General features: G+C 44.5%; 17 protein-coding genes. 7 read left to right on the top strand and 10 right to left on the bottom strand.

The genetic code is table 11. From position 1 onward, the window contains the following. Window positions 1-56: 56 nt before the first annotated feature. The 6 genes from ftsA to murD form a co-directional block, all read right to left on the bottom strand. Window positions 57-1,421, bottom strand: coding sequence for a cell division protein FtsA (gene ftsA / locus AC23P2_RS05325; protein ID WP_487772231.1), 1,365 nt, complete (start codon window positions 1,419-1,421; stop codon window positions 57-59). A 69-nt stretch (window positions 1,422-1,490) separates the two neighbouring features. Continuing rightward, the gene (locus AC23P2_RS05320) at window positions 1,491-2,255 is read right to left on the bottom strand and encodes a cell division protein FtsQ/DivIB (protein ID WP_487772230.1); all 765 of its coding nucleotides are present in this window, start codon (window positions 2,253-2,255) and stop codon (window positions 1,491-1,493) included. Window positions 2,256-2,260: 5 nt separating this feature from the next. Next, a complete protein-coding gene (gene murC / locus AC23P2_RS05315) occupies window positions 2,261-3,643 on the bottom strand; it encodes a UDP-N-acetylmuramate--L-alanine ligase (protein ID WP_487772229.1) in 1,383 nt (460 codons plus the stop codon). Window position 3,644: 1 nt separating this feature from the next. Further along, on the bottom strand, window positions 3,645-4,736 hold the full coding sequence (gene murG, locus AC23P2_RS05310) for an undecaprenyldiphospho-muramoylpentapeptide beta-N-acetylglucosaminyltransferase (RefSeq protein WP_487772228.1): 1,092 nt from the start codon (window positions 4,734-4,736) through the stop codon (window positions 3,645-3,647). Between the two features lie 8 nt (window positions 4,737-4,744). Then, window positions 4,745-5,914, bottom strand: coding sequence for an FtsW/RodA/SpoVE family cell cycle protein (locus AC23P2_RS05305; RefSeq protein ID WP_487772227.1), 1,170 nt, complete (start codon window positions 5,912-5,914; stop codon window positions 4,745-4,747). A gap of 15 nt (window positions 5,915-5,929) precedes the next feature. Beyond that, on the bottom strand, window positions 5,930-7,285 hold the full coding sequence (gene murD / locus AC23P2_RS05300) for a UDP-N-acetylmuramoyl-L-alanine--D-glutamate ligase (protein ID WP_487772226.1): 1,356 nt from the start codon (window positions 7,283-7,285) through the stop codon (window positions 5,930-5,932). A gap of 155 nt (window positions 7,286-7,440) precedes the next feature. On the opposite strand from murD, the gene AC23P2_RS05295 reads away from it, so the two are divergent. Then, a complete protein-coding gene (locus AC23P2_RS05295) occupies window positions 7,441-8,208 on the top strand; it encodes a cyclase family protein (RefSeq protein ID WP_487772225.1) in 768 nt (255 codons plus the stop codon). Window position 8,209: 1 nt separating this feature from the next. Here AC23P2_RS05295 and AC23P2_RS05290 read toward each other — a convergent pair whose 3' ends face one another. Both AC23P2_RS05290 and AC23P2_RS05285 read right to left on the bottom strand, forming a co-directional pair. Then, window positions 8,210-9,715 carry a c-type cytochrome domain-containing protein gene (locus AC23P2_RS05290; RefSeq protein ID WP_487772224.1) on the bottom strand — a complete coding sequence of 502 codons (1,506 nt, stop codon included), beginning with the start codon at window positions 9,713-9,715 and terminating at the stop codon, window positions 8,210-8,212. After that, window positions 9,712-11,700 carry an alpha-amylase family protein gene (locus AC23P2_RS05285; RefSeq protein WP_487772223.1) on the bottom strand — a complete coding sequence of 663 codons (1,989 nt, stop codon included), beginning with the start codon at window positions 11,698-11,700 and terminating at the stop codon, window positions 9,712-9,714. The genes AC23P2_RS05290 and AC23P2_RS05285 overlap by 4 nt, the downstream gene beginning before the upstream one ends. Window positions 11,701-12,045: 345 nt before the next feature. On the opposite strand from AC23P2_RS05285, the gene gcvH reads away from it, so the two are divergent. The 6 genes from gcvH (at window position 12,046) to prfB (ending at window position 17,106) form a co-directional block, all read left to right on the top strand. Next, complete coding sequence (gene gcvH / locus AC23P2_RS05280) at window positions 12,046-12,423, top strand: glycine cleavage system protein GcvH (protein ID WP_487772222.1); 378 nt, start codon at window positions 12,046-12,048, stop codon at window positions 12,421-12,423. A 69-nt stretch (window positions 12,424-12,492) separates the two neighbouring features. After that, window positions 12,493-13,764 carry a dihydroorotase gene (locus AC23P2_RS05275; protein WP_487772221.1) on the top strand — a complete coding sequence of 424 codons (1,272 nt, stop codon included), beginning with the start codon at window positions 12,493-12,495 and terminating at the stop codon, window positions 13,762-13,764. A 48-nt stretch (window positions 13,765-13,812) separates the two neighbouring features. Beyond that, window positions 13,813-14,328, top strand: a complete 516-nt coding sequence (locus AC23P2_RS05270; protein ID WP_487772220.1) for a DUF4199 domain-containing protein — start codon at window positions 13,813-13,815, stop codon at window positions 14,326-14,328. Window positions 14,329-14,355: 27 nt separating this feature from the next. After that, window positions 14,356-15,480, top strand: coding sequence for a hypothetical protein (locus tag AC23P2_RS05265; protein WP_487772219.1), 1,125 nt, complete (start codon window positions 14,356-14,358; stop codon window positions 15,478-15,480). Between the two features lie 75 nt (window positions 15,481-15,555). Further along, on the top strand, window positions 15,556-16,008 hold the full coding sequence (locus tag AC23P2_RS05260) for a DUF4920 domain-containing protein (protein ID WP_487772218.1): 453 nt from the start codon (window positions 15,556-15,558) through the stop codon (window positions 16,006-16,008). Window positions 16,009-16,028: 20 nt separating this feature from the next. Then, window positions 16,029-17,106, top strand: a protein-coding gene (prfB, locus tag AC23P2_RS05255) for a peptide chain release factor 2 (protein WP_157607461.1) whose coding sequence is annotated in 2 segments (ribosomal slippage) — window positions 16,029-16,088 and window positions 16,090-17,106 — 1,077 coding nt in all. Because the reading frame shifts where the segments join, the coding sequence is not laid out codon by codon here. Between the two features lie 106 nt (window positions 17,107-17,212). Here prfB and AC23P2_RS05250 read toward each other — a convergent pair. Both AC23P2_RS05250 and AC23P2_RS05245 read right to left on the bottom strand, forming a co-directional pair. Further along, on the bottom strand, window positions 17,213-18,538 hold the full coding sequence (locus AC23P2_RS05250; protein WP_487772217.1) for a RagB/SusD family nutrient uptake outer membrane protein: 1,326 nt from the start codon (window positions 18,536-18,538) through the stop codon (window positions 17,213-17,215). Between the two features lie 18 nt (window positions 18,539-18,556). Beyond that, window positions 18,557-21,742 carry a SusC/RagA family TonB-linked outer membrane protein gene (locus AC23P2_RS05245; protein WP_487772216.1) on the bottom strand — a complete coding sequence of 1,062 codons (3,186 nt, stop codon included), beginning with the start codon at window positions 21,740-21,742 and terminating at the stop codon, window positions 18,557-18,559. Window positions 21,743-21,764 lie beyond the last annotated feature (22 nt).

Below are 21,764 nucleotides of genomic sequence, written 5' to 3'. Positions count from 1 at the left end.
CAAAAACCATATTTTCTTAAAAATAAACAAACTAGGTAGGGATATTTTGGCCTTTATTAATAATCGTCGTGTCCTTTGATGTCATCTTGGGTAAGACCTTTCCAAATAAAGGTACTTATTTCTTTGATGGTTGATTCCTGAGAGGTGCTTTTACGAAAACCAGGGATAGACCAACTGCTGCTTGGTTTTTTTTGCTCTGGCTCAGGAGTAACCGTTGTTTTTTCGATTCGTTTATCGAGTGGTTTTACACTAGACCAGGCCAAGCCTAGGGCTGTAGTGTAAGATGGATCAGTGATAAGTGAATCGAGTGCGCTATTGCTTCGTTCGAGGTTCTTGGGCGTGCCAATCTGAACGTACATTCCTGTGATTTCTCGGAAAATGCTCTCAATTCCTTTAATTTTTGACGTTCCTCCCGTCAAAATGATCCCTGCACGTAATTTGTGCTCATATCCTGCTTTTTTGATTTCAGCCAGTACCAAAGCCGCGATTTCACGCAATCGCGCCCGGGCAATCAAGACGACGTTGCGGGCCACAATTTCAATGGGTGGAATGCCTTCGGCAGTTGGAATCACCAACAAGGTGTTTAGCGAGCAGTTTTTGGGGTTGGTTTCACCTAGAAATATTTTGGCTTCTTCAGCACTTTCGTGGGTAAGATGACATCCCTCACGAATATCGTTCGTGATATGATTTCCCCCAAAAGGCAACACTACAGTATGACATAATAAACCATCGTGATAAATGGCAATGTCGGTGGTTCCGCCGCCAATGTCAACAAGTACAACCCCTAGGCTTTTGTGGTCTTCGGAAAGGATAGCCAAGCCAGAAGCCAGTGGAGAAGCCGAAAAACCATCTTCTTCATTGACCGAAAGGTTCGCTTTTTGTAACGAATCTTTGATTTGGTGCAGCGCCGATTTTTTTGCGGTGATGATTTTAAAATCACCGCTTAATTTAAGTCCAGTATGCCCAACAGGGTCAATAATTTCGTGCTGTTCTCCCACCGAAAATTTGAGAGGAAGCAAGTGAATGATTTGATTCGTATCAGAATCAAACGTTTGCTGCATGGTTTCAAACAGTGATTTCACATCTCTTCCTTGCACACCAAAGGCATGGCAGGCTACTGAGCCTGTTTCCGACGTTGTTGCTAAGTGTGTCCCACTTACATTGACAGAGGCGAATAGGTTATGAGATAACAAATCAATGCGATCCGCTTTTTTTGCTGCCATTTCAAGCGCTTGACGGATGGCGTCTTTGGTTTTGATGGGGTTATTAATGTTCCCACGATGAACACCTTCATTGCGGGCTGACCCCATCCCTATCACCTGAAGCATCGTATGGTTACTTAGCTTTTTGGGTTTTGCTAAAACCGCAGCTACTTTGGTGCTACCAATGTCTATTCCTAAATAAATTTCGTGTTCTGACATGATGTGCTAAGGCTTTAATAAAAACTTATGATATGTACTATTGATAGGTTGGTGATGAATAGAAAGGGATTATTCACACACTATCTGATTTTTAAATTTTACACTTACTCGATGGTATTTTTCCCAACCACTGATAGGGAGGATGGTCTTGTAAAAGACCTTTAATTTCTCAAATTTGACGTCTGCGTCCTCTGGAAAACCAAAATCAATTTGGTGTTGTCCCACTTGGGGGATTAATGTTAGTTCTCCGTCTTCTGCCACAATGACTTCGGTCACTTGAGACTTCCAAAAAGAATTTTGCTGTAGCTGTTTTAAAAAATCGATCAGCTGTTCTCCTTTGGGAGATTTGATGGCTTTGGTATTTTTTAAAAAATCTCCTGAAAGAATAACCGTACGAGCGGCAAATCGTCCAGAAAGAGGAATAATATCCCCAGATTCCGTTAAATACCCTCCTGATTCGGCCGTTATTGACTGAGTTGCTTCGTTAAAGCTACCCATTATGCGACCGATGGGGCGTTGTTGTTCGATTGCTACGACCAAATTTCCTGATAAATCTCGAAAAACGTCACATTTTTTTATCAAACGGTTTTTTAGGACTCTTTTTTCGAGCCCTTTAAAGTTAATATCCGAAAAATTCATTCCTTCAATCACATCAACTCCTTTCACCGTGAGTAGGTCTTTGATGTCTTGTTCGCTGAAAAATGGATACTCTGCTTTGTTATCGAGCTTCACCACGACACTTTTACATCGTTTGTTATTTTGTTGATATTCAACGTAAAAGAACAGAGTCCCTACCACTAAAACCCCTACAGTAATCCAAATCCAGCGTTTCATGGTCGTTAGGTTGCTTGTAAAATATCTTTAATGGGTAAAATATACCGATCAATATCTCCTGCCCCAATGGTTGCGACTACATCACATGTTTGTTGTTTGAGTACATCTATTAACTCCGACTTCAAACATTGCACTTTGTCACATGTTATCTTTTGGAATATTAAATCGGAGCTAACCCCTTCGATTGGTAGCTCACGAGCGGGATAAATATCCAATAAAATAACACGGTCTGCCAACGATAAACTTTCGGCAAATTCGTCGGCAAAATCACGCGTACGGCTGAACAAATGAGGCTGAAAAATAGCCGTTACGTGCCGATCTGGATAAAGCGCCTTGGCTGATGACAAAAATGCTTTTACCTCGGCTGGGTGATGGGCATAGTCATCAATTAAGACTTTGGTGTCGGTTTTGAGATAGTATTCAAAACGGCGTTTTACACCTCCAAACGACGCGATGGCTGCACGAATTTGGTCGTCTGAAAGACCAATTTCCAAACCTACAGCGATGGCAGCAATGGCATTTTCAACATTGTGAAAACCAGGAACTTTGAGCATTAGGTCTTTGATGATTCCGTTTGGATGTACAGCATCAAAGCGGAAACAAGCATTTTCGATACGCACGTTTTCGGCGTGGTAGTCGCCTTCGTCGATAGAATACTCAAAAACCTTAGCTTGGGTCTTTTCGGCTAATTGTAGCCCTTTGCGCATAAACAAGCGCCCTTGGGGCTTTATCTGACTTACATAAGCCGAAAAAGAAGCGAGTACCGAGTCGTGCGTGCCGTAAATATCCAAATGGTCGGCATCAGTGGAGGTAACTATCGCAATTTCGGGAAAAAGGGTCAAAAAAGACCGATCAAATTCGTCGGCTTCTACAACACATGGTACGTTTTTTAATTCGTCTGTTGGTTCATTTAGCAACATATTGGTACCATAATTTTGCGTTATTCCACCCAAAAAAGCGGCACAATTGATGCCCGAATGCCGCAAAATATGCGCTGTCATGGAAGAGGTCGTCGTTTTACCGTGGGTTCCCGCCACCCCAATCGTAAACATTCCACCCGCGATTAAACCCAAAACCTGAGAACGCTTTTGAAGAATAAACCCGTGCTGTTTAAGATAATTATACTCCGAATGCTCGGCTGGTATAGCAGGGGTAAATACAACCAATGTTTGAGCGGGCTCCTTCAAAAAATCCGCAGGAATGTGGGCAATATCGTCGTCGAAATGAACCGAAATTCCTTCTTCTTCCAAGGTATTGGTAAGGGCAGTCGCGGTGCGGTCATAGCCAGCTACTGCAAAGCCGTTGATGTTGAACCAACGCGCCAATGCACTCATACCGATGCCTCCGATGCCAAGAAAGTAGATATATTTGAAATGTTGAATATTCATCTTAAATCAGACTTAGTACGGTTTCGGCAATTTCTTTTGCCGCGTTAGGTTTCGCTAGTTTCTTGATATTTTTACTTAATTCTTGTTGTTTATCGATATCTTGTAACAACCGCAACGTGGTTTGAACAAGTTCGTCTTTGGCGTCTTTGTCCTTCACCAAAAGTGCCGCGTTTTGTTCTACTAAACTCATCGCATTTTTGGTTTGATGATCTTCGGATGCGTAAGGGAAAGGAACCAAAATAGCTGGCTTCTCAACCAAACATAACTCAGAGACCGACAATGCACCAGCCCTAGATACCACTACGTCGGCAAGGGCATAGGCCAAGTCCATTTCATAGATAAAATCAAAAGCCTGTGCATAGGGCGTTTTTAGGGCCTCTACTGCCGCTTTTGCACGTTCTGCATAAGGCTTGCCTGTTTGCCAAAGCACTTGGTAGCCCGAGTCTATGATCATTTTCAGCCCCGCTTCGATGCTTTCATTGATGGTTTTTGCTCCCAAACTCCCACCAATGACGAGTAAAGTTTTGTGGTTAGGTTGCAACCCAAAACGCTCATAGGCTAATTCGCGTTTATTGGTACTATTTACTATGTCGTTCCTAACGGGATTGCCTGTTAGTTTGAGCTTATTTTTTGGAAAAAAAGCCTCCATGTTGGGGTACGCTACACAAATGGCTTTGGCACGTTTTGCCAAGAGTTTATTGGTAATTCCTGCGTACGAATTTTGCTCCTGAATAAGCGTCGGAATGCCCATCAAGGAAGCAACCATTAACAATGGTCCACTGGCAAATCCTCCCACGCCAATGGCAATGTCGGGCTGAAAGCTTTTGATAATGCTTCTGGCTTTCAACAAACTACGCGTTAGTTTGAAAGGAAACGAAAGATTATCGGCCGAAAGCTCACGTTTTATCCCCGAAATAGGCAGACCAATGATTTCATAACCTGCTTTGGGTACTTTTTCCATCTCCATTTTCCCCAATGCTCCCACAAACAAAATCTGAATGGAAGGATCAATGGCTTTTAAGGAATTGGCAATGGCGATGGCAGGGTAGATATGCCCTCCAGTACCTCCTCCGCTTATGATTACTTTCTTCATAGGTTCTCTTAAATAGTACTTTCGTCTGTTTCACCTCTACTTACACTGAGGATGATTCCGATCGAGATACAGGTAAAGAATACAGATGTTCCTCCCATACTGAGAAGAGGTAGTGGTTGGCCAGTAACAGGGAATGCCCCTACAGCGACAGCCATATTAGTAAATGCTTGTAAACCAATACTTAATGTGAGCCCTGCGGACAATAACCCGCCGAAGGCGCGATTAGTACCTCCAATGTTTTGGACTCCCCTCACAAGTAAAATTGCGTAGAGAAACATGATAAAAACCCCTCCGACAAGACCATATTCTTCGATGATAATGGCATAAATAAAGTCAGAATAAGCTTGGGTAAGGTAATTGCGCTGGTGACTGTTGCCAAGCCCTTGTCCAAAAGTGCCCCCGTTGGCAATGGCAATAAACCCTTGTTTTGCTTGGTATTCGTCATTGTCGAGGAAACGCTCAATACGCCCAACCGCTGTTTCAAGTCGTTGACCAGCAACAAGTCCGAGTCCACCAGTGATGCCTATGGCAACAATCATAGCCATCAGATATTTACCAGGAACTCGTCCGATATAGAACATTAAAAAACAAGATAGTCCAAGCAATACGGCGGTAGAGGTACTGGTAAGGGCGATGAAAAAACAGATAATACCTACCCATAAAATCATTTTACCAAAAACCTGCCAACTGTATTCAACGCGCTGGCGTTTGGCGAGCATCGCAGCGAGGTTCGCAATAAGGGCTAAACGGGCAAAATCGGCGGGTTGGATGGTAAGACCTGTGCCAGGAATGGCTAACCAACGCGTAGCGCCGTTGATGGTAACCCCTGCTACTTTTACCAAAATCAACAAAGGAATGGAAATGAGAAGTGCCGCGCGCGAAAGACGAGAAAAGTAGGTGTAATTGACGCGGTGAACCCACCACATCACGAACAGCCCCATACTGGTATAAAAAATGTGTTTCAATAAAAATGCTTCTGGATAACCTCCTCCACGTTGGTAAGCGAGTGTACCCGTAGCGCTATAAACAATCAATAAGCTCACAAGCGACAAAATGGCGACAATGACCCAAATGACGACGTCGCCTTTGAGGTTTCTACTCAACCAGTTTTTGATATTGTCCCAATGCTCTAATGTAGAAGGGCGAATCGTCCCCGTGTTCATCTCGTTCTTGTTCATCTTTCTAAATGTGAGTTAGGAAATAAAACTTCGTACAGTCGCTTTGAACTGTTCACCACGGTCTTCGTAGTTGTTGAACAAATCAAAACTAGCGCATGCTGGAGATAGAAGAGCGACGTCATTTGGTTGACCAAGCGACAGCGCATACTGTACCGCTTCTTTAACGTCCTGTGTCTCAATGACTACGGGGACAGTAGAAGCGAAAAACGAGAGAAGTTTGCTGTTATCTTTGCCCAGACAGATAAGGGCTTTTACTTTTTGGCGTACCAAAGGTTCGATTTGGGTATAATCGTTGCCTTTGTCAAGTCCGCCAGCTATCCAAATTATAGGGGTATCAAAGCTATTTAACGCATAAAAAACGGAATCGACGTTGGTAGCTTTCGAATCATTAACGAAACTGATTCCGTTGATTTCGGCTACGGGTTCCAAGCGGTGAGCCGCATTTTGGAAGGTCAGCAATCCATTTTTGATTTGCTCATCGGTCAATCCTACTGCCATAGACGCCAAGGTCGCGGCCATCGCGTTTATAGCATTGTGAGGTCCTTTGATGGGTAACTCGTTTGCGTTTATATCAAAAGTACGTGTATTGCGAGTGAGATGCAAAATTCCTTCCTGAAAAAAACCGCCATTCTTTTCTTTTTTCAAGAAAGAAATAGGTAAGTGGTTGACGTTGAATGATTTCCTGCCAAGTTCTAGGGCAATGGGTTCGTTGTCAATGAAATAAATAAAATCGTCGCTTGCTTGGAGATTTTGTAACAAACGAAATTTTGAATCGACGTACTTTTGGAAAGTGTATTCGTAGCGATCGAGGTGATCGGGTGTAATGTTGAGTAAAACCGCGACATCGGCTTTGAACTCATACATATTGTCCAACTGAAAGCTGCTAATTTCGAGTACAAACCAGTCGAAGGTATCGTCGATGACTTGTTTGGCGAAACTCTCGCCGATATTTCCTGCTAATCCAACATTGATGCCTGCTGATTTAAGAAGGTGATAAATCAATAAAGTCGTTGTTGTTTTACCATTGCTGCCCGTAATCGCAATTTTTTTTGCTTTTGTATAACGTGATGCAAACTCAATTTCAGAAATAACGGGTGTACCTTGTTCATATAATTTTTTAATCAACGGCACTTTGTCAGGAATACCTGGACTTTTTATCACTTCTTTTGCGGAAAGAATAATAGTTTCGGTATGTTTACCTTCTTCAAATGGTATATTATTTGCAGCCAGAATACCCCGATATTCCTCGGTAAGGGAGCCCTTATCCGATAAAAATACGTCAAAACCTTTGGCTTGAGCCAATAAGGCCGCGCCAACGCCACTTTCGCCGCCACCTAAGACGACGATTCTGAACGAATCTTGGGGGTTCATCAATAAAAATGTAAGAGGTAAAGCAAAGAATGAAAACTCAACCCAAATTAAGGCTTTTTTATAGGAAATTGCAAAGAAATAAAAACGACTAATCTTTAAAAAAAACCTTAAATATGCTTAATATCGAACCCTAAAAAAACACGTTTCTCACTGATATGCCACGAATTATAGACCTTTCCAAACCAATTCGCTTTAATGCCGAAGACCCTTGGTTTATGCGGGTAAAAATTAAACACAAACCTCATAAAGCCGCTCGGTGGCTGATTCGCTTTCTGGGTTTACCTTTCCGACTGTTCCCCGAGGGTTTTGTAGGCTGGGCAGATGACACTATTAAACATATGGGGGTTCATGCGACTACGCATCTTGATGCGCCTTGGCATTATTACCCAACCGTGGCAGGGCAGCCCGCAAAAACCATTGATGAAATCCCGTTGGAATGGTGCTACGGCAATGGGCTAGTCATTGACATGACTCACAAAGCAGACTTTGATGTTATTACATTAAAGGATATACAAGAATACCTAACTAAGAAAGGTGTTTCTTTGCAGGCTGGAATGATTGTACTCATCCGAACAGGGCGCGATAAGTTCAATGGAACAAAGCAATTTGCGGACATAGGAACGGGTATGAGCAAAGAGGCGACCGAATGGCTTATTGACCAAGGAATCAAAGTCATGGGTATTGATCAGTGGGGCTGGGATTTACCCATGCGCTACATGATTCAAAAAGCGAAAGAATCGGGCAATCGTGATTTGTTTTGGCAAGCGCATTTGGTAGGTCGCGAAAAAGAGTATTGCCACATCGAGCAATTGGTCAACCTAGGCGAATTGCCTATTGTGGGCTTTAAAGTGTGCGTGTTTCCCCTCAAAATTGTGGGCGCATCGGCGGCTCCTGCTCGGGTTGTGGCAATTTTAAACGAATAGCTTATTTTTTTTCCGCTTCTTCTGGTTGAGGTGTTTTTTGACCAGCCTTAACAAACTCCGCAATTTTTTGCTCATTAATGCCCAAAGTCACGTCGAGGGTTGGGTGGGATTGTTTCAGCGCAGCCATGCCAGCTTCCGTGACTTTGGTTTTCCAAAGGTGTAAGCTAGAGAGTTTTTTAGCACTGGTAAGCTCTTTAATTCCCGCGTCAGACACTTGGGTGTTGACCAAATTGAGGTACGTTAGCAGTGGTAAGTCCTTGATTTTTTTGATAGTAGCGTCTGAGATAGCAGTATTTTCTAAATGGAGTTTTTGCAAATTTTTGAGTTTGGCCAAGGTAGTCGCTGCTTGGTCGGTAATTTTTGTCCCACTGAGTTTTACCCAAACTATTTGCTCGCTGAGAGGCTCAAGAAGTGCAACTTGGCTGTCGGTTAGACTGCTCACATTGACGGCGTTGATGTCCAATAAATGGCTGCCTGTCGCAATAGGAGTAACCAAAACACCTACTTTTTTGAGTGCCTCGATGTCACTAGCGTCGGGTGCTGATACTTTAATTGAAGCTAATTCGTCTTTTTGGCTTGAAGCAGATGAACCACTTTCGGCAGACTGCGGTTTGCTGAGGGCTGCTAACGCGGGTTTAACGGCGTCGGTTGTTTTGAGTTCTGCCACTTTTTTGTCCACGGGCGCTCCTTGGTCAATCCACCAAGATAAAATAGCCACTTGCCCTTCCGAAAGTTGGGTTTTTCCTTTGGGTGGCATGTGATTTTCGTCTTCTAGTGGGAGCAAACAGCGCTTAATGAGCTCACTTTCTTCAGATTTTCCTGCAATAAAAACAGGGCCATTTTCTCCTCCTTTTTTCAATAATTCTATTTCATCCATTCGCAAATCGCCCTTGGATTTTTTTGCGTTGTGGCACTGAACACACCTTGATTTTAGAATAGGGTTGACGATATCTTGATAAACCAAGGCATTATTGACGTCGGCAATGGGCTTAATTTCATCGCCTCCTTTTTCAGTTTTGGGTTCCATACCTGCCCACGCCCGAAAGGGTTCGGGCGTTTCTTGGGTGAGATAGCCTTCACCATGCGTAAGAGAACCACCATGATGCCCTGCGACCATTGTAAAAAGACCGCCTATTGCCAAAGCAGGAAGGTACAAAAGTCCGCCTAATTTGAAATTTTGAAACAACAAATCGGTCTTAGAAACCCACGCAATCCACGAAGCTACTGCTACCCAAATCCCTTGCCATTTGTGTTCTTCGAGGAGTTCGGCTTCATAACCTCCTCCCAACGACAACAAATAGCCCGCAATGCACGATGCTGTAGCTCCAATGGCTGACCAAAACAAAATAAATGAAATCGTCGAGTCTTTTACTTCTACCTTATTGGTCAAGCGTCCCAGTTCGAGCAGCCCTGCTAGGAGTAAAAATCCAATGGGTAAGTGCACCAATACAGGGTGAAAACGTCCAATAAAAGCGGCCCAATCGGAGGAGGCTTGCAGTAAAATCATGGTTTGATGGCGACGATGGAGTGAATGTCTATTTTGCTTATGGTAAAGGTAATTTCTCCATTTTTATACGCAAAGGGTAACGGCTTATTTTCGGGTTGGAGCATGACTTGTTTGGGGCGAAGGGGCGATTTTACAGTTACTTTTAGATTAAACAAAGGGGGAATTTCGTCACTGGCATGGATGGCTTTATTGGCGTGGTTGCCTGCCATGTTGATTAGGTTAAGGTAAGTTGTTCCTTGTTTTTGGTTGAGCGCAACGTTTACAAACTTAGAACCATTGACGGTGACTTGAGGTTGAAACAATTTTTTAGCCATCGTTCCCAAAAAATCCCTTCCGACGTAGGTTTCGCGCTTGTAATGTTGTTCGCCAAAATTAAAATAAATGCCCGCGATTTTTCCCTTGCCAAAGGACGCGATGGAAGCAACAGGGCCTGCCGCAAAACGAAGATCGCCGCCCGAAAACCACTGTCCGAAGGTTTGCGTACTTGAAAGTGGTTCAAAAGGGCGAAAGGTAGCCTTTGTACCCGTCAGGAGTTGATCAAAGCCCCAATTGGAAATAGTTTGGGTGGAAGCACCAAGTCGAACGCCTAATTGAGCTTCAAATAATTTGACCGTTTCACTGCCAATCACGAGCAAATTTCCGCCTTGGCGCACGTATTCTATCAGTTCATCTTGGAGGGTTTTGTCAATAATTTTCCATTCAGGAATTACAATGAGTGGGTACGACTGAGTACGCCCCTTTAAGTGATGTTCTTGTAGGATTTCGGTGGGCAATTGGCTGTATAATAGCGCATTGAGGGTGCCAATCATGGGTTGCTGTTTACCATCTCCAGTGTTATAAACGGTAGTTAGCTGGCTTTTGTAGCCTACGTTTGAATAAAGTAAAGCAACTTGTGGAACAGGTTTAGTAGCTTGGGTAAATGCTTGCCGTTGGCGGCAAAACTTCGCCAAGTCACTCATGGTTTGGTACGAAAAAGTAGGCAAACTTCCGTCTCGTTCTTGGGTCCAATAGGCTTGAAAGCCACCTCCCATCGAGATCACTTGGGCGGCTTCTTGCGAAAGTTGAATGGCGTTTTTGGGTGATTTTACTTGGTCTTCCCATCCGTACCCAAAACTCCAAGACATTAAATCCCACGGTTTTCCCTGTGGGGCTAAACAACGCGCCTGAAAAGCGGATTGGTTGGCGCCGTTGAGGGGTTCGGTATCGCCCGATAAAAAATCGACGTTAATATCCACTTTTTCGGGCATCATGGCCGAATACGACCAGTTGCTAGTAATCTGAAAACGAGGGTTGTACGCATGAATGGCATCGGTATATTTACGAACGTAGCGGCGAAAAGCATCACGGTGAAATTCGAGCCATTTATCGTAATTGGGGTCGGTTTTTTTTCGGGGAATGTTTTGGATGCCTGTGATAAACCGAAATTCGTCGATAGCAGCTTGGCAATAATCGGGGTTGGTTGCCCAGCAGTCGCCATCAATCCAAGCTCCATTGACGCCATAGTCACTAATTTCTTTCAATTGTGGAATCAGCAAACTATCGGTGTAAGCGCTCCAGAGCGAGGCTTTTTGGCGGTCTGGTTTGCCTTCTGAATCAATCCGCGACCAATTGGGATGGTGTTTAACAGCTTCGTCGTCCCACACACCTGAGTAATGAACGTACAACGCTACCCCTCGGCGCAGGGTAACTTCCCGAAAGAGTTTTAAAATGTCTTTTTCGACCCGTTTGGGAGGGTTTCCCACCTTGGTCGGATAACTCGTAACCCCTGAGTGTCCCTTGCAATCTACTTGAATAAAATCGGGCTTCACTTTTAACAAAAGTGAATCTATCATCTTGTCGGTGAGGGTTTTACCTATGAGAGTGTCTTGCAAAGTGGCATGAAAATCAAAATGCAATCCGAAGTAGCTTTCGGAGCGGCGCAAAGGCGTTTGGGCAAGGGCCGTACACGAAAGTAGCCCGAATAGGAGGATGTATAACCGTTTCATTGGAAAAGGGAATTTAGTACCCATACTACCAAAGACAAAGAGTGGGCTATTCTTTTGTTTTACAACTTCTAGCATGTAGGTTGAACGCATTAAAAATAAAGTAGCTCCTCTGAAGCAATAAACAGTGGCTTTTATTTTAATGTGTTCAGCATGTCTAGTATGACCGAGGCAGAAATCTTGGCAGATTATGAATATTTGGAGAGCCAGGATATAAAAGACAGTATTGCTCTACGCATAAATAATTTGGTTGAAAAAAAACTTCATTGGTGGCATATTGAGAATGGTTTTTGATTTCAGGGGTTAATCCCCTAATTTAGCAGCCAAAACGAAAAGCTTCAACAAACCATGACATTTCCAGCAGAGCTTAAGTACACCAAAGACCACGAGTGGATTCGCCTTGAAAGCGACGGTACTGCCGTTGTAGGTATTACTGATTTTGCCCAAAGAGAATTGGGTGATATTGTTTATGTTGACATTAACACCATCGGCGAAACCATCAACGAAGGTGAATTATTTGGAACAGTAGAAGCCGTAAAAACCGTTTCTGACCTTTATTTGCCCGTTTCAGGAGAAATTCTTGAATTTAATACAGCTTTGGAAGCTGATCCAGATTTGGTTAACACTGATCCTTACGGTGAAGGTTGGATGATTCGTGTTAAAATAACAGGCTCAACCGATGACTTACTCTCTGTAGAAGCCTATAAAGAATTGATTGGTGAATAAGAACAAGCTCCGAAAGGGGCTTTTTTTTAGCCCTAATCCCAACGGGGAGCCAAGAAAGTTGATAAAAAAATGTTACTGATTCGTTCTGTAAAAATTACTGACACTCACTCGCCTTATAATGGGCAAATAAAAGATATTTTGGTAGAAAATGGCCAAATATCTCAGATTGCTGACCACATCGAGGTGGCCAATGCCCAAGTACTTGAAGGCGAAAATTGGCATATTTCACCTGGCTGGGTGGATATGCGTGTTCATGCGTATGACCCAGGGTATGAGCAAAAAGAAGACTTGCGCTCGGCTTGTGCAGCCGCGGCGGTAGGTGGCTTTACTGACATTGCAGTATTACCCAACGCCAAACCTGCCCTCGACTCGAAAGATACCCTCGTTTACGTTAAACATAGGGCTTTGGGACAAGTGGTGAATGTACACCCGATTGGCGCGGTTACAAAAAGCTGTGAAGGCAAAGATTTCACCGAAATGATTGACCTGTCGAATGCAGGTGCTGTCGCTTTTTCGGATGGCTCTCACCCTATTTATAACACGCACATTTTGCTCAAATCGTTGCAATATCTCCAGCAGGTTGACCGAGTGTTGATGAATCGCCCCGAAGATTACGATTTGACCGTGTTTGGGCAAATGAACGAAGGCGAAATGAGTACGTTGCTCGGAATGAGGGGAATTCCCACCATTGCGGAGGAACTTATGGTCATGCGCGACCTTAAAATGCTCGAATACATGGGGATTAAAAGTGAAGCTCCTCTCCTACACTTCTCGACGATTTCGACGGCGACTACGGTGGAACTGATTCGGGCGGCGAAAGCCAAGGGCTATCCTGTGTCTTGTGACGTGGCAGCGCACCAAATTGCGTTTGACGATTCGGCCTTACTGAATTTTGATACGAATTATAAGGTCAACCCACCTTTTAGAGCACAATCCGATATCGAAGCAATTTGGGAAGGATTGGCCGACGGCACCATCGACGCTGTGGTGTCGGACCATAATCCCCAAGATGAAGAGTCTAAGAATTTGGAGTTTGATTTGGCCGAATTTGGAATTATCGGGTTAGAAACGGCTTTTGCAGTACTCAACACCCACAATACCCAAGTACCGTTGGACCAACTGGTAGGAAAACTTACCCATCAGCCCCGTGCTATTCTACGTTTGCCTTCAGTAGCTATTTCAGAAGACAATGTAGCTAATTTTACCATTTTTAACCCCGATTTGGAATGGATTTTTAAGGAAACTCGTTCTAAATCAAAGAATTCGCCGTTTTTTGGAACTCAATTTAAAGGCAAAGCTGTCTATGTTATCAACCAAGGAATGGTGGAAAAATGTGGATAACTTTGTGGATAACCTATGCAAAGTGTGATTAACTTCTTAAACAAGCCATTGCTCAAGCTTCCCCTATTGTTTGGGGTGATTGCAGGTGTAGTTTGCTTTTTGTTCTTTTTGCTCGTTCAGAGCCTAGAAAAATTCTCAAGCACAAGCCGAGCGCTCGACGTCGGTTTTTTTGCTATTATCATTGCGGCTGCCACTTGGTATTACCGTAAGAAGGTAGGGCAAGGCTACCTACACATGTGGGAAGGAATCTCGATTGGCTACGTAGTGTGGATTACGGGTGCGTTGGTGTGTGGCTATTTATCGAGCCTGTATTTTTACTTTTCCCCAAAAGCATTGACCCACTACCAAGGTATTTTGCGCCAATCGCTGTTGGTCAACAAAGCGGAAGCGATAAAAGTATGGGGCAACGAAAGTTTCCAACAAAAACTGGCCGACATAGATAAACTTGAGCCTTCAAGTTTCATTTTTGATGAGTTTCGGTTTACGTTGATGCTCGTCGTAATGCCTATTTTATTGATTTCGTTGGTGCTTCGTAAACAACACCCCAACAGTTTGAGTCGTTAAAAATTTACCTCATTCTTCCCTTGACTGATGGCAAAGATTATCCAAATCACTAAAGAGAAAACCGAACAATCAAAAGTTCAGAAGGAGTTTAACCGACTCATCAAAAAGATAGAAAAGCTGGAACAAGAGATTGCCGAGTACCGCGCTGGGGTCGAGGAAGTAAACCAACGTCTCCACGGCGCGTTGACTCCCGTTCGGAAAGAATATTATGCTCAGAAAGCGGAGTTGGTGAAGTGTTTTGACCGTGCTCATGATTCGGGTTATTTCAAAAAAAGGGAACAGAAAAAACTCACGTACCTCATTTGTGAACTTGCGCACGATGTGATTGAATACGGAGGCATGGAGGAGTTGATTCCGATTTACGATAAATACAACGAGACATCGTACGAAGAAGAAAACGAGCAAGTCAACGAACTAGCGGCCGAACAGTTAAAGGGGATTTTTTCAATGTTTGGCATTGAAATCGATGAAGACATTGACATAACAAATCCTGAAAAGCTTCAGGAGCTGATGGACAAAAAAATCGCGGAAAAACAAGACGAGTTTGAGCAAGAGCAACGCCAAGCTGAAGAACGAAAAGCCAAACGTCCGAAAAGTAAAAAGCAGCAAGAGAAAGAAGAAAAGAAAGAATTAGAAGCTCGAAACATTACCAAATCGGTGCGGACAATTTACATGGATTTGGTCAAAGCTTTTCACCCTGATCGTGAGCCCGATGCCGACGAACGCGAACGCAAAACTCAAATCATGCACCGCGTGACGGAAGCCTACGAAAAAAATGATTTATTGGGGCTGTTGCGTTTGCAGTTGGAGTTTGATCGAATCGACCAAAACCACATTGAAAATATGGCCGAAAGCCACCTGAAAAATTACAATAAGCTCCTGCGCGAACAGGCCGAAGAACTGAGTTACGAACTAGAAAATATGGTTTCGCAGGTTGCTCAAATGAGCGGGAAACCTGATTATATTGTGAGTAATATTCACCGACTCCGTCTATCGCTTGAACAGGATATTAAAGAATTTAAAAGAGCGGCTGCCAGTATTAAAAATGATGTGAAAGCCTTTGGAAGTCAGTTGGTTTTGAAAGAGTTTTTGAAGAATTACAAAATTCCTAAAGCAGAGAAAGAGATAGACTTTTTTGAAGGGATTTTTTAACGAACATCAACAAAAATTGTATAGTTTTGAAGAAAATTTGTCATTTCATCAATCATTTTATTGACTAGCATTACCATGAAAAAAGTACTCTTAACAACCTTGTTTGCGGTTTGTACCCTAGGTGCGTTTGCACAAAGTGATGGCTTTTTTGGCGAAAAAATCAATGAAAAAGGCGCCGTAGCTGCTACGGAGCTCCCTAAGAAAATGGGAAGCAAAGAAAAAATGACGGCCAAAGTGACTGGTACGGTGGAGTCGGTGTGCCAAGCAAAAGGCTGCTGGATGAAAGTGAAAACAGCCGACGGACAAACCATGCGCGTGTCGTTTAAAGATTATGGTTTCTTTGTGCCAAAAGACATTGCGGGTAAAACCGTCGTGATTGACGGTGAAGCTAAAATGAAGACTACCTCGGTAGCAGAATTGCAGCACTATGCCGAAGACGCAGGAAAAAGCAAAGAAGAAATTGCGAAAATCACCGAACCTAAGCGCGAATTGACGTTTGTGGCAGATGGAGTGATTGTGAAAAAATAATAAATTGAAATAAATATTCGATGACCACAGAACAGTTGAAAGACTTGAAAGCCCGCGTTTCGGCTTTGAGGGGGTATCTTTGACTACGATACTAAGAAAGAACGATTAACAGAATTACAACAAATTCAGAACCAACCTGAATTTTGGAACGACAATACCAAAGCCGAACAAACCATGAAGGAGGTTCGGGGCTTGAAAGGGTGGACTGAAGGATATGAATCGGTAGAAGAACGCCTTGGTGACTTGGAAACACTTCAAGAGTTTTTTGAGCTAGGCGAAGCCACCGAAACGGAAGTTGAAGCCGAATACCAAGCCTTATTGAAGGTATTGGAAGAGGTCGAGCTCAAAAAAATGCTCTCCAACGAAGAAGATCAGCTCAACGCCGTCCTCGAAATTAACTCGGGGGCAGGTGGTACTGAAAGCCAAGATTGGGCAGATATGCTGTATCGAATGTACGTGCGCTGGGCCGAAAAACACGGCTACAAAGTAACCCAAATCGACTACCAAGAGGGCGATGGAGCAGGAATCAAATCGGCTTCCATTCAAATAGATGGGCCACAGGCTTACGGCTACTTGCAATCAGAAAACGGCGTACACCGTTTGGTGCGTATTTCGCCTTTTGACTCTAATGCGCGTCGCCATACTTCGTTTGCTTCGGTGTATGCGTATCCGTTGATTGACGATAGTATCGAAATCGAAGTAAATCCTGCGGATATTGAATGGGATACGTACCGTTCGGGAGGAGCTGGTGGACAGAACGTCAACAAAGTAGAAACGGCCGTTCGGCTTCGTCACAGACCTTCGGGCTTGATGATTGAGTGCCAACAAGAGCGGAGTCAGCACCTCAACCGCGATTTGGCCATGCGTTTGTTGAAATCGAAATTGTACCAAATTGAGGTAGAAAAACGAAACGCAGCCCGCGCCGAAGTGGAAGCTTCTAAAAAGAAAATTGAGTGGGGGTCTCAAATTCGTAACTACGTCATGCACCCTTACAAATTGGTAAAAGACGTCCGAACGGGCGTAGAAACCTCTGATGTTCAGGGAGTAATGGACGGCGACTTGGACGAGTTTATCAAAGCCTATTTGATGTTGCAGTAGTAGTCCGTTATTCAGAATAGTACAAAAAAGCCCTGACTCATCATCAGGGCTTTTTTGTGTAAAGGGTTGCTCACAACCCGAAGAATCTCAAAATCTGTGATTCATACTAAATAGCAGGATCAGCAGGCGTGTTGGCACGGTTATTATCTTTCTCAATCAACGGATACGGATAAAAAGTGCGGGTACGCTCTACTTGCGAAGCGGCATTGCCCGCAACGGGAGCCAAACGATTAAAGCGACGGCTATCTTCCAATTTTAATCCTGACAAAAACAACTCTATGCAACGCTGACGGTAAATTTCGGTTAGTAACGCATCGGCGGTGTTGGCACCCGAGTAAGCAGGAAGCCCCGCTCCTATGCCCCACGCATCGGTCGTTTTGGTTAAAACGGCGTTTAAAGCGGTCGTAGCACCTACCAAATCATTAGTACGGGCACTTGCTTCGGCCTTGATTAGCTGAATTTCACCTGGTAAATAAATAGGAATCGCGGCATTGTTGGCGGTAAAGAAACTGGCGCGGCCCAAGTTGATACCTCCGCTGGCGACTCCCGCAGGATTCGACAAATAGAACGCCAAGCGCTTGTCGGTGGCAACGGGGCGAAGTGCTTCTGGTAAACCTAGCGTGGCGTTAACAGGTTCAGTAACGTTACGGTTTCCGAAGGTGTTGAAAAACATCGGGTTTTGAGTTGCGTCATCAAAGTTGAACGACGATTTTTTGGTCAAATCCACTTTGTTTGCAGCAGCTAAGGCTTTGGCATTGTCGCCTACCATGAGGCTATAGCGAGCAATCAACGCTTGGATGGTGTTGGCCAAATCTATTCCTGCCACAATACGCGTAGTGAAAGTGGAAGAAACAGGCGTAGCGGTGAGTGTAGTAGCAGCGGTTTCGAGCGTACGAATGGCTTCTTTCAAGGCTTCATCACGCGTGACAAACACTGCATTATCGCCTGTGGAAACAGGGAGTTTTTCCCAAAATTGAGCGATAGTTCCCAACGCCAATGCCCTAAAAATAGAAGCGTAGGCCGTAATGCCACTTTTGGTGCCAGCATCACCAGATACCGTAGCTACGCTTTTTAAAACAAGATCTGCATTGGCTTTTACCAGTTGATTTTGCGCCCAAAGGTTCCGCAAAATACCGTTGTTAGGCGTTACGTTTGCCCCGCCAATCCGAAGCTGTTCTTCGTCGCCGTTACCCGCATTCAATACCGTAAGTTCTTTGGTAGAAAGTCCACTTGCCGTAATCGCCGTGTAAAGTACCCCTGCGCGGGTGCTTGAGTAGCGGTATTGGAGGCCGTTGCAGAGTGTAATGAGCCCGTTTATATCGGTCGTTACTTGGGTTTCGCTGGCGGCACTTGGGTTGAGGTATTCTTGGTCGCAGGAAGTGGCCGTCAGCATCGTTCCCGCTAGAAATGTATATAATATCGTCTTTTTCATTGAAGTACAGGTTTCGCGTTAGAAAGATAAATTCAACTGGAGCTGGTAAGTACGTGGAATAGGGACGTTTCCGAAGTCCACCCCGCGTAAAATGTCGCTGTTGTTACCTGCGTTTGTTTCGGGGTCAAAACCGTTGTATTTATCCCATGAAATCAAGTTACGACCTACGAGAGATACACTCCAATTGTTGATTCCCCTGAATTTGGGAAGCTGATACGTAAGGGCCAATTCGCGCAATTTGGTAAAGCCTCCTTCATCGACGCGGTACTCTTCGATGTTGACCAACGAAAATACATAGCCACGTGGTAACGTACCCAACATTTCTGCTTCGGCAATGTCGCCAATTCCTACGTTGTTGCGCGTACGCTTATCGGCATTGAACACTTGGAAACCTTGAACTGCATCCAACAAGAAACGCAAACCAAGTTTTTTGTACGTCAAATTTCCACTGAATGAACCTGTCCATTTTGGATTGGGATTACCAATCACTGAACGAACAAACGCCCCTGAAGGTTGACCGTCAGCATTACGGCTAATAGTGTATTGCGTTGGGTCGGTAGCATTTTGAGTACCCATTTCGCGTTGTGGAAGATTTTGTCTGGTCAACAATAAACTTCCGTCGGTATTACGAGCATAAGGGAAACCGTAGAATACGCTGGCAGGCTGGCCTTCAATCAAGAAAACAGGTGCGCCCGCTGAGTTACCGATGGTAAGTGTTGAAATCAATGGGTTTCCTTGGTCAATATCCAATATTTTGTTGCGGTTTTGGTTGTAAAGAACGGTGAAATCGGCTGAGAAATCTTTTTTCTTCACTGCCAAGGCGTTGAGGCTAATTTCAAACCCTTTGTTTTCCATCGTTCCTACGTTGTTCACAATGCCCGTTCCCCCCGTTGAAGGAGCTAATTCACGGTTCACTACCAAGTCTTTGATTTGCTGATTATAGACCGAAATACCCAAGTTGAGGCGACTTTTCAAGAACGAAAGGTCGGCACCCACTTCGATTTCGTCCATGCGTTCAGGACGTACGCGAGGGTTGGCCAATGTAGCGCCAGGAATGATGGTGTTTTTGCCAAGGAAAGGTACTGGACTAAACTGCCAAAAACGACTATAGCTTCCAATCCCTGTCAAGTTCCCCGCTTGCCCGTACGATGCCCGAAGTTTGAAGCCATCCCAAACGTTGGCCAAATTGCTATTTTTCCAAAACTCAAGGTCAGAAACGACCAAACTACCGCTCAATTTAGGATAAGTTTGATTGGTTTCGCTCGGAGAAAACTTCGACGAACGGTCGCGGCGAACGGCAGCCGTAACGAAGGCTAAGTTTTTGTAACCCAAGGTCGCCTGTACAAAAAATCCACTCAAATTGTAGCGGTCGAGGCCATAGCCTGCCGTGACGGTTGTACTAGCAGTTCCGCTGACGGTTTCGATGAAAGGCGCTGTGTTTAAACCACTCGCCCGGGTAAAATCCGACTGGTAGAACTGGTAGTTGAAACCAGCGGCGGCGTTTAATTTGAGAGAACTGCTAAGTTCGGTTTCGTAGGTAGCGTTGATGTCGCTGTTAAACTGCGTCACGTTGTTATTGGCATTGGCCGCAAAACCATCAGGATAACGTTCGGCAGGAAGACCAGCTACGGCTTGATAAGGATACGGCGGAATGTAGTTTTTACCCAACTGCCCGTAAGTATCCACCCCAACAACCCAGTCGATGCCAAGACCTTTGACAGGCGTAAGGTTCAACTGAGCATCAGCGATAGTACGGCTGACAGCTTGCGTAAATTTCATGGTTTCTACGGTCGTGAGCGGGTTGACGCGGGTAGGCTCAACCGCCAACAAGTTGCCTGCGGCGTCGCGCTGAGTGATGTCGTAGATGTTGTTGGTGATAGTTACCGAGTTTATCGGGCTATAAAACACGTTTCCGTTGGCTTTTTCGTTGGAAAAGCTATTTGAATAATTCAAGCCCGCCGATAGTTTTGCCCAATTGTTAAGACGTTGGTCAACGCGCGCCCGTAAACTCGCCCGCCGAAAATCGACGCCCTTGACAATTCCTTCGTTTTTCATGTAAGATGCCGACACAAAATACTGCGTACGATCCGTTCCGCCCGAAATCGAAAGCGTATTGTCGTTGCCAAAACCTGTACGGAAAATTTGATCAAAATAGTTGTAACGTGTCACGTCCACCAAATTAGAGGCCAGCAAAGAAGTGGCTCCGTCGCGAACGATGCCCGTGGTCGTCATGGTAGGGTTGGCGGCGCTTTGTGCAGCACTAATTACGCCAATGGTGTGAAGACGTAAGTCTTTGAACCCAAATTGTTTACCCAAGGTAGAAATGAAAACACCTTTGCGAAGCTCATTGGAAGAAAAGCTCGTGGTAAAGTTGATTTTTGGCGCGCCCGACTTTCCCCGCTTGGTGGTAATAATCACCACCCCGTTGGCAGCTCGCGAACCGTATTGAGCGGCAGCGGCAGCACCGTTGATAACGTTTAAAGACTCAATGTCGCTGGGGTTAATGTCGGCCAAACGGTTGGTACCGAGCGCAGTACTTGGCGCTTGGTTGCCGAGCGAAAGTGCCAACTGAGAAGCAGGTGACGTTTCGTTGTTAATAATTACACCGTCAATCACATACAGCGGGTCTGAACTTCCTTGGATGGATTTCACCCCGCGCAAACGTACCGTAATTCCTCCTGCGGGGTCGCCTGAGTTTTGGGTGATTTGAGCACCTGGGATTTTTCCTTGGAGCGCGCTTACAAGGTTGGGTGAGCCTGTTTTTTCGAGGTTGTCCGCCTTAATCGTCGTAATTGCGTTACCGAGTTGTCGGCGTTCGGCCCGAATGGTAGAACCCGTCACAACAACTTCGTCGAGGTTCATTTGGTCTTCTCGAAGCGAAACATTGACGATAGATTGGCTCGAAGAAACTTCTCGTGTAACTGTGCTGTAGCCTACTGCACTGAACGTAATTTTGACATTACCACTTACATTAAGTGAAAAATCTCCCTCTACATTGGCAGTCGTTCCGAGCGAAGTTCCTGCTACTTGTACCGTAGCCCCAGGGATAGGCTGACCGTTATTGTCAGTTACTTTTCCTTTGACGGCGTACGATTGGGCCCATCCATTTAGCGAAAAACAAATCGCTACAATTGCCACAATCGTCCGCATAAGTTCAGAACGAAAACGGTTCTGAATGATTTGGCCGTAATTGTTGTGAAGCATAAGTTATTAATTAAAGGTTTAT

Source organism: Runella sp. R0.1_18 (genome assembly GCF_057652155.1).
The sequence above is the reverse complement of the archived record's forward strand: the minus strand, read 5'-3'. Positions and strand labels throughout refer to the sequence as shown.